Source organism: Rhodococcus yunnanensis NBRC 103083, assembly GCF_001895005.1.
In the GTDB taxonomy this organism is placed as follows: domain Bacteria; phylum Actinomycetota; class Actinomycetes; order Mycobacteriales; family Mycobacteriaceae; genus Rhodococcoides; species Rhodococcoides yunnanense.
In genome coordinates, this window is sequence record NZ_BCXH01000021.1 from 104850 (window position 1) to 113505 (window position 8656).

General features: G+C 63.4%; 7 protein-coding genes and 1 riboswitch. Of the genes, 4 read left to right on the forward strand and 3 right to left on the reverse strand.

Features of this window, described 5'->3' with window-relative positions:
• Positions 1–2: 2 nt before the first annotated feature.
• Together RY1_RS25520 and metE are read right to left on the reverse strand one after the other, a co-directional pair.
• The gene (locus RY1_RS25520) at positions 3–1088 is read right to left on the reverse strand and encodes an ABC transporter substrate-binding protein (RefSeq protein ID WP_072806842.1); all 1086 of its coding nucleotides are present in this window, start codon (positions 1086–1088) and stop codon (positions 3–5) included.
• A gap of 342 nt (positions 1089–1430) precedes the next feature.
• Entirely contained in the window at positions 1431–3686 is a 2256-nt protein-coding gene (metE, locus tag RY1_RS25530) for a 5-methyltetrahydropteroyltriglutamate--homocysteine S-methyltransferase (protein ID WP_072806856.1), read from the reverse strand.
• A gap of 124 nt (positions 3687–3810) precedes the next feature.
• A riboswitch (cobalamin riboswitch) is annotated at positions 3811–4047 on the reverse strand.
• 202 nt (positions 4048–4249) lie between these two features.
• Here metE and RY1_RS25535 point away from each other — a divergent pair.
• A complete protein-coding gene (locus RY1_RS25535) occupies positions 4250–5332 on the forward strand; it encodes a 3-deoxy-7-phosphoheptulonate synthase (protein WP_072806843.1) in 1083 nt (360 codons plus the stop codon).
• On the opposite strand, the gene RY1_RS25540 is transcribed toward RY1_RS25535, so the two are convergent.
• Positions 5329–5952 (reverse strand): alpha-ketoglutarate-dependent dioxygenase AlkB, encoded by a 624-nt coding sequence (locus RY1_RS25540; protein ID WP_072806857.1) that lies wholly within the window; start codon positions 5950–5952, stop codon positions 5329–5331. The two genes, RY1_RS25535 and RY1_RS25540, sit on opposite strands and share 4 nt — an antisense overlap.
• An 83-nt stretch (positions 5953–6035) precedes the next feature.
• On the opposite strand from RY1_RS25540, the gene RY1_RS25545 reads away from it, so the two are divergent.
• The 3 genes from RY1_RS25545 (at position 6036) to RY1_RS25555 (ending at position 8523) form a co-directional block, all read left to right on the forward strand.
• Complete coding sequence (locus RY1_RS25545; protein ID WP_072806844.1) at positions 6036–6461, forward strand: VOC family protein; 426 nt, start codon at positions 6036–6038, stop codon at positions 6459–6461.
• Between the two features lie 77 nt (positions 6462–6538).
• Complete coding sequence (locus RY1_RS25550; RefSeq protein ID WP_072806845.1) at positions 6539–6832, forward strand: hypothetical protein; 294 nt, start codon at positions 6539–6541, stop codon at positions 6830–6832.
• Entirely contained in the window at positions 6829–8523 is a 1695-nt protein-coding gene (locus RY1_RS25555; protein WP_139279987.1) for a WXG100 family type VII secretion target, read from the forward strand. Before RY1_RS25550 ends, RY1_RS25555 begins: the two co-directional genes overlap by 4 nt.
• Positions 8524–8656 lie beyond the last annotated feature (133 nt).

Sequence of the window (8656 nt, forward strand, 5' to 3'; positions counted from 1 at the left end):
CGTCAGCCCACCAATGCTTCGGTCAGTCCGTCCAGCACGATGGTCGCTGCTGTCGGACCTGCGTTGAGGTACCAGGGATCGTCCTCGACGGTCACGATGTGGTTCTCGGACGACGCACTCATACCGGTCCACAACGGATTGGTCGTGTACGTCTCGGCGCGAGACCCCGTGCCGGACTCCTGACTGCCGACGAAAACCCAATCGGCATTGGCCAATTGGATCTCTTCTTCGCTGAAATCCTGAGATGTCTTGTCGAACTGCTGACTTTCCGGACGGGATAGGTTCGCATCCCATGCGATGTAACCGGCGAACGATGGAACGCCGAAGACCCGCGCGCGGTCGGCGGTGAATCGGACGAACGATACTGTCGGCGACCCCGCGGCCGAGCTTCCCAGATCTTCTGCGCGTGAGACGAAGTCGTCGATGAACGACTGTGCCTGCTCCGTCCGACCCAACGCGTCGGCGAGAAGGAGGAAGTCCTGCTTCCAGTTGACGCCGGTACCTTCGGTCAGCACGGTCGGTGCAATGGCGGACAATGTTCCGTAATTCCCTTCGGACGCAGCCTTGTTCGCGAGAATCAAGTCGGGCTCCAGCGCTGCGATCGCCTCCAGGTTGGGCGATTGCCTGTGACCGACGTCGACGAATCCCGCCATCTGAGTGCCGAACTGCGGGAACTCGCGTGCGATGTACTCGGGGACGAGGGCGGCGCCGTCGCCGTACGCGACACCGGTGGGCGCCACGCCCAGCGTCAGAACGGCGTCCAGCTGTCCGGTCGCGATCACCACGATGCGCTTGGGCTCCGCCGCGATTTCGGTAGTCCCTCCGAAGTGGCCGACAGTTCGCGGAAATACGCCGTCGCCGACACCGGGGGAGCCCATGCCGTCCGGGACGCCGGTCGGGCCGGGCGGGTCGGCCGCTGCGTTCGTGGGTGACGTTGCGTTCGTGGGTGACGCTGCGTTCGTGGGCGAGGCCTCGGTCGTCGGAGTGGCTGAGATCTCGGCCGGACTCTCGGCTGTGTCGGTGGTGCCGCAGGCGGTAAGCAACACGGCCGCAGTGGCGAGGGACAGAAAGGTGGTAGCGCGTTTCACAGGGGCCTCTTCGAGCAGAATTGTACGGTAGATGAGGTAACGCTATCCTGACTTCAGATGCTGAAACAACGTCTGACTCGGATATAGCCTCTGAAGCTGAGGCCGAACACGGGCAGCACGATGGTCCGCATCCTCGCCGACAAAGGATTGCTCGATCGCGGCCCCGACCCGGCCGACGGCCGAGCCGTCGTCCTGCGAGTGAACGACGAACGGTCGGCCCGGCGTGAGCGCCGAACCGACCGTCGCGTGGAGGTGCTGTCCGCGGAGATCTCGACACTGTCGGCCGCCGAACGTAGAGCCGTCGAGAAAGCCTTGCCGACAGTGACGAAGGTGAACGAAGCCCTAACGGACCGCGCGTGCAGCCTCCACCAGATTTCGCAGCGATGCCTCGACCTCGGCAGTTCCGCGGGTCTTGAGACCGCAGTCAGGATTGACCCAGAGTCGTTCGGCAGGAACGGCTTTCAGTGCAGATCGCAAGGACTCGGTGATCTCGTCGACACTCGGGACGCGAGGGGAGTGGATGTCGTAGACGCCAGGTCCGACGCCGAGATCGAAACCGACGGCGTTGAGGTCACCCAGTACCTCCATGTGCGAACGTGCCGCCTCGATCGAGGTGACATCTGCGTCGAGTGCGACGATCGCGTCGATCACCTCGCCGAACTCCGAGTAGCACAGGTGGGTGTGGATCTGCGTCGAATCCGATACGCCCGACGTCGACAACTTGAACGCCCGCACCGCCCAGGTCAAATACTGTTCTTTGTCCTTGGCGCGCAACGGAAGAAGCTCGCGCAGCGCAGGCTCGTCGACCTGGACGATGCGGATCCCTGCCGACTGCAGATCGACCGTTTCGTCTCGGATCGCCAACGCGACCTGGTCAGCGCTGTCCGCCAACGGTTGATCGTCCCGCACGAACGACCACGCCAGAATCGTCACCGGACCGGTCAGCATGCCCTTGACCGGCTTGTCGGTGAGGGACTGTGCGTAGGTGATCCAATCGACCGTCATCGCACCGTGTCGGCTGACGTCGCCGAACAGAATCGGCGGACGTACGCAGCGCGATCCGTAGGACTGAACCCACCCGTTGGCCGTCGCTGCGAAGCCGTTCAGCTGTTCGGCGAAGTACTGCACCATGTCGTTCCGCTCGGGCTCCCCGTGCACGAGTACGTCGAGACCGATCTTCTCCTGCAGCGCAACCACATCGGCGATCTCGGACCGCATCCGGCGTACGTAGTCGGCGTCGTCGATCTCGCCCCTCCGCAGTGCCGCACGGGCGAGACGAATCTGCGTGGTCTGTGGGTACGAGCCGATGGTGGTGGTCGGCAGCGCAGGCAAGTCCAGTCGCGCGGCCTGGGCCTGACGCCGGTCCTCGGCCGGGCTGCGGTCGACGGTGACACCCGACTCGAGGCGGGTACGAATGGCCGCGTCGTGCAGGCGGGAATCTGTCCGGCGTGTCCCCAGAGCTGCACGGGCGGTGCTCAACTCCTCCGACACCGATTCGGTGCCGTCTTGCAGGGCCGTCGCGAGCACCGTCACTTCAGTGACCTTCTCGGAGCCGAACGCCAGCCACGAACGTAGCGGATCGACGATGTCGGTCTCTCCGTCGAGCGTGTACGGAACATGCAGCAGTGAGCACGAGGTCGAGACGGCAAGTGCACCTGCGCTTCCCAACAGACTTGCCAGCGTCGCCAGTGCCTTGTCCAGATCGGTGCGCCAGATGTTGCGGCCGTCTACGATTCCGGCGACGATCCTCTTGTTCGCCAGGGCCGGAACCGCGGCAACCTGTTCGACGGTTCCCGGGGCGGTCAGATCGATCGACAGCCCTTCGATGCCGGTCGAAGCCAGGCTCGGCAGAGCCGCACCGAGGTCACCGAAGTACGACGCCAGCAGGATGGCCGGCCTGGTTTCCAGCGCGCTCAGGTAGTCGTATGCCTTCTGTGCGGATGCGATTTCGGGATGCGTGCGGTCGGCGACCAGCGCCGGCTCGTCGAGCTGCACCCATTCGGCACCTGCGTCGGCCAGCTGTGTCAGCAGGTCGGCGTACAGCGGCAGGATCTCGTCGAGCCGATCCAGCAGGGGAGCATCGCTGCCGACTGCCTTGGACACCAGTAGGAACGTCACCGGCCCGATGAGAACGGGGCGAGCCGGAACGTCGAGTGCGCGAGCTTCTTCGAGTTCTGCCAACACCTTCTCCGGATGCAACGAGAAGGAGGTGGTGGGCGAGATCTCCGGGACCAGGTAGTGATAATTGGTGTCGAACCACTTCGTCATCTCGAGCGGTGCGACGGTGTCGTTTCCCCGGGCGGCGGCGAAGTACCGGTCGAGGTCGTTCTCGATGCCCTGCACTCGCTCGGGCAGTGCACCGAGCAGCACCGCGGTGTCGAGTACATGGTCGTAGTACGAGAACGTGCCGACGGGAATCGAGTCGAGGCCGGCGTCCACCAACGCCTTCAGGCTGTCCTTGCGGAGATCCTTGGCCACCGATTCGAGTGTGGCAGCATCGATCTTGCCGGCCCAGTAGGACTCGACGGACTTCTTGAGCTCGCGTTTCGGTCCGATTCGAGGCGTGCCGAGAATTGTGGCGGTGAATTCGAATGTCACTTCGTGTGTCTCCATGTATGTCACATGTGGGTGGATCACCACCGAGCGCGCGAATCCGCCTGAGCCCATGACGAGACTGCAGGTCGACTCGCCCATTCCACGGGGCGGTGAACCGTTGCGCACGGCGTGCACAACACAGAAGGCAGGTATTCGGACTCGCAGGCGCGCGATCGAGACAAGCGATCACATCTACTGGCCGTCGCTTCCCGGAGAGGCTTCTCCAGTGCTCATTGACGGCGGTCGTTCCTGCATACCGCTGCGGGACAGTCCCGGATTCCCACCGGGTTCCCTCTTGCGTCACCGTTCGCGGTCTTCGGGGCTCCTCACGACCGCAGGGCGAACCAACTGCACGCACGAGCATAGGTGCATACCGCCGGTCAGCGGAAGGCGTGCTACCGTCTTGCTCATGCAGCGCACGTATTTTTGGTTTAGCAGGCCGGCCCCGGGTGGGCCAGCCAGCGACACCATGCGCTGAGACCCCACCCCACGAGCCGGATTCAGACCGGCTCTTTCGTGTGCGTGGAGCTCTCCGAGAGCCGGTCCGAGGAACAGAAAGTTCTCTCATGACTATCGATATCACCCCCGCTGACAGTGCGTTGGACGATCAGCGGACCATCTCCATCAGCCCACTTGTCGCCCCGTCGTTGCTGCGCCGCGAACACGCGGCCGACGATGCCGTGTCGGCGACGGTTCGCCGTGGTCGCGACGGCGTCGTCGACATCCTCGACGGACGGGACGACCGGCTGATCGTCGTTGTCGGACCGTGCTCGGTGCACGACACGGCAGCTGCCATGGACTACGCACGCCGATTGGCCGAGAAGGCCACCGAGCTGGGCGACCGACTCCACATCGTCATGCGCGTCTACTTCGAGAAGCCGCGTACGACGCTGGGCTGGAAGGGCCTGATCAACGACCCGCATCTCGACGGCTCCTTCGACATCAACTCCGGTCTGCGCGTGGGGCGTCAACTGCTGGTGGACATCTCTGCTCTCGGTTTGCCCGTCGGCTGCGAGTTCCTCGATCCGATCACTCCGCAGTACATCGCGGACCTGGTCAGCTACGGAGCCATCGGTGCACGCACCGCGGCGAGCCAGGTGCACCGCCAGCTGTGCAGCGCGCTGTCGATGCCGGTCGGAATCAAGAACTCCACGGAGGGCGACATCCAGGTCGCCGTGGACGGAACCCGTGCGGCGGCGTCGAGCCATGTCTTCCCCGGCACCGATCTGGACGGCCAGGCCGCGTTGATCCGCACCACGGGTAACCCGGACTGCCACGTCATTCTTCGCGGCGGTACCGACGGACCGAACTACGACGCGGAATCGGTGGCCGATACCGTTGCCCGCCTGCGCAAGTCCAACTTGCCCGAGCGCGTGGTCATCGATGCGAGCCACGGCAACAGCAGAAAAGACCACAACAAGCAGGTCGACGTCGTCACCGATGTTGCCCGACGCGTCGGCGAGGGTGAACACGGCATTGTCGGCCTCATGCTCGAGAGCTTCATCGAGGCGGGCCGTCAGGACCTGACGCTCGGACACAAAGATGAGCTCACCTACGGCCAGTCGATCACCGACGCGTGCCTCGATTGGGACACCACGGCAACACAATTGGATGTGCTCGCCGAGGCCGTTACGCGTAGGAGAGGCTAGCGAACCCCGCGCGGCCGGAATTGCACGCTCACGCGTGGACCGGTCGCGCGGGTGCTCTTGGGTATCGCGTGCTCCCACGTGCGTTGACATGATCCCCCCATCACGATCAGATCTCCGTGTCCGAGAGTGAATTTGAGCGAAGCTCCGCCGCCTCGGGGCCGGAGCATCAGTTGACGCGTCGCACCGAGGGACAGGATGGCGACCATCGTGTCCTCGGTCGCGCTGCGGCCGATGTTGTCGCCGTGCCATGCGACACTGTCGGATCCGTCTCGGTAATAACACAATCCGGCAGTCGCAAAACTCTCACCCAGTTCGTGGCGGTAGTGCGTGTCGAGTGCCTTCTTCGCTTCGGCCATGGCAGGCGCGGGCCACGGTTCGGTCTCCGAGTAGAACCTGACGAGGCGCGGGACGTCGACAACTCGGTCGTACATCTGCCTGCGTTCGGCGCGCCAGTCGACGCCGTCGACAAGACGGTCGAACAGGTCCACCGAGCTCGCCCAACCTGCGCGGACGTCCACCCACGCACCGCGCGTCAACATACGCCGCGTCACCGAAGATCCAAGTGGCCCGAACTCCTCGTCGATATCGGTGAAGAGTGAACCCTGTAGTTCCACGCTCATGTCCGACAGCATAGCGCCGTTCGAACGTATGTTCCAGTAATGGAAGCCGCGAATTTGTCGGGACCGCGTTCTATCGTGTGCCCATGGGATACGAATTTCAGGTCACGGTCGACAGTGAAAAGCCTCATGAGCAGGCGAAGTGGTGGGCGCGCACACTCGGCTGGCAGGTAGAGCCGTCCGACGGCGATTTCATCCGCGGATTGGTCGAGGCTGGCCACGCGAAGCAGGAAGACACCGAGGTCTTCGAGGGGAATCTCGTGTGGAAGATCGGTGCGGCAATCGTCGATCCCGAGAAGCCGGGAAGTCCGCGCGTACTCTTCCAGCTCGTCCCCGAGTCCAAGACCGTGAAGAACCGCCTGCATTTCGATATTCGTGTGGGCGACCAGCGGGAGACCGTGGCGCAGGAACTCGTCGCCGCAGGCGCGTCGATTTCGTACCGCGGACAAGTCGGTCCGAGCACGTGGATCACCATGGCAGACCCCGAGGGCAACGAGTTCTGCGTGTCCTAGGTCGGAACCGTTCGGTCGGTTCCGTGGGTTAGGCTCTGGTCGATTGTCGGTGTGTTGGCCTCGGGGGAGGGCACTTCGTGTTGAATGTGGATCCGGACATGCTTCGGGGGATTGCTCGGCGTTACCGAAATGCGGCATCCGAGATGGCAGCGATCGATGGCCGAGGTGTTGCGGCACTGCTGGACGGTGCGTTGCCGGGTTCTTCGACGGCGGTGGTGGCGTCGGCGATCGGGGGTATGGCCACCACGGCGTACGACTCTGCGGCCGGGCGGCTGCATTCACTTGCCGCGGCCGCGAACGCCTGCGCGGACGAGTACGACCGCACCGAGCAGAGCAACGCCGCACTTCTTGCGGTGCTGGGGTTCGAGTGACCTATCGGGTGTCCGACGTGCGGGTATGGGCACCGCACCGAATCACGGAAGCAAGCGATCGGCTTCGTGGTCTGAATTCGGATTTCGGCAGTCAGATCGATCTGATGGTCCGCGCTGCGGACGAAGGTTCCATGGTGTGGGTCGGTGAGGGCGGTTCTGCCGCGTACGCCGCCGCCGAACACGAAGCCGAATTGGGTCGCCGCATCCGATCTGCGCTGGATCAGGTGGTCGACGTCCTTGCTGCGTCGGCGGGCCGGCTGCAGTCGGTGCGGGACAACCTCATCGGAAAGGTCGATGCCGCGGTGCTGCAGGGCTTTTCAGTCGGCGACGAGGATTGGGTCGTCACCGACACCAGCGAGGCACCTGGCAGCGAGCGCGGTCGCGAGATACGTGCGCAATCCTTGATCGACATCCAGGCCGCGGTCTCGGGTGCTCTCGAACAGCTGGCCGACGAAGACGAAGCCGTTGCATTCGAGCTGGACAGGGCACGCGATGAAGCCGAGGCCCTCGGTGCCGACGTGGTTGTGGGGCAGGACTACTCGCCGCCCTCCACGGCGGGCCTGAGCAGCGACGAAGTCCGATCGATCATCGACGACGCGGAGTTCCGCGATTGGGTCGACAGGCATCCCGACGCGGCCAAGGCGTATCTCGACGGCATTGTCGATGCGGGTCAATTGAATGGCGACGACGAGTTCTACAGCCAGTTCTTGGGGCAGTACTGGTTGGCGGAGTCCTACGAACAAGCCGGAATCGACCCAACGACGTGGGATCCGACACAGGGGACCGAGTTCAACGCTGCGAACATCACGAAGGTGTACGAGTACTACGGCCAGCTGTTCCTCGACCATCCGGAATTGGAGTGGGCGGGAATGGCGAACATGATCGGCCCGTCGTTCGCAGGTGGCTTCTACGATCTGGCGATGATGCGTGATGTCGCGCAGAACATGGTGCCCGACGGAAAGCCTGTGCTGATGCCGGATTCATTGTGGGGCACCGTGGAAACCCTTGCGCGGATGCCTGACTCCGAGTTGAAGTTCTACGAATCGACCTTCCTGAGTATGCAGAAGGAGATCTTCGAGGACCAGGCGCCGATGCACGAGGCTTACTTACACGGTGGGCCAGAGGAGTTTCAGCGGATGCGCCACGCAGGTTTGATCGATCGAAATGCGGAAGGGGCTTGGAACGCTGTTGTGGCAGGCGTCAGCGCGGGTGATTCGGATCGGATCGCATTCGGTAACGGCAGGTTGTTGTATCGCGAGCAATACCAGATCATTGCCGACGACTACGACGCAATGCGTGCGAGACCTGGTACTGGAGAGGTCGTAACGTGGGGTTTGACCACGGTCGGCACACCGTCGATTCCGGGTGCGCAAGCATATCCGGAGGTGTTCCCGGAGACTGTGCCACTTCAGGTTCCGCTGCCTGGCGCGCCGTTCGTATTCGTGCCCACGCCATTCGACGTCGAGACGCCGTTTCCTGACGGGAACATCGCTGACCGTGATCAACGGTGGGGTCTGATCACCGAGGACACACTTCCTGCCTACCGTGAGGCTTTGTCTTCGGACACGGCAGCCGCGCGTCAGCTGATCGCGTCCGAGTTCGGCCCGCGGCTCGAGGAGCGTCGGATTGCGCATCAGGCTCCCGTGCTGTTGGAAAGGATTCTGACCGATTGGAGTGTGGGCCTGAGATGACGCTGTATCGAGGCGCTGTGGTGACTGCAGTGTGCATCATGGCTTCATGTGTACTGCTGTCGTGTGCAACGTATTTCGGAGGATCAGAGGTGACAAGTGGTACCGACGCAGCATCGGAGTTCTCGACTCTCGA

Excerpts from the sequence above, each read along its gene's own strand:
- RY1_RS25540 (WP_072806857.1), bottom strand. The coding sequence starts at position 5,952 with ATGAGCGTGGAACTACAGGGTTCACTCTTCACCGATATCGACGAGGAG.
- RY1_RS25545 (WP_072806844.1), top strand. The coding sequence starts at position 6,036 with ATGGGATACGAATTTCAGGTCACGGTCGACAGTGAAAAGCCTCATGAG.
- RY1_RS25535 (WP_072806843.1), top strand. The coding sequence starts at position 4,250 with ATGACTATCGATATCACCCCCGCTGACAGTGCGTTGGACGATCAGCGG.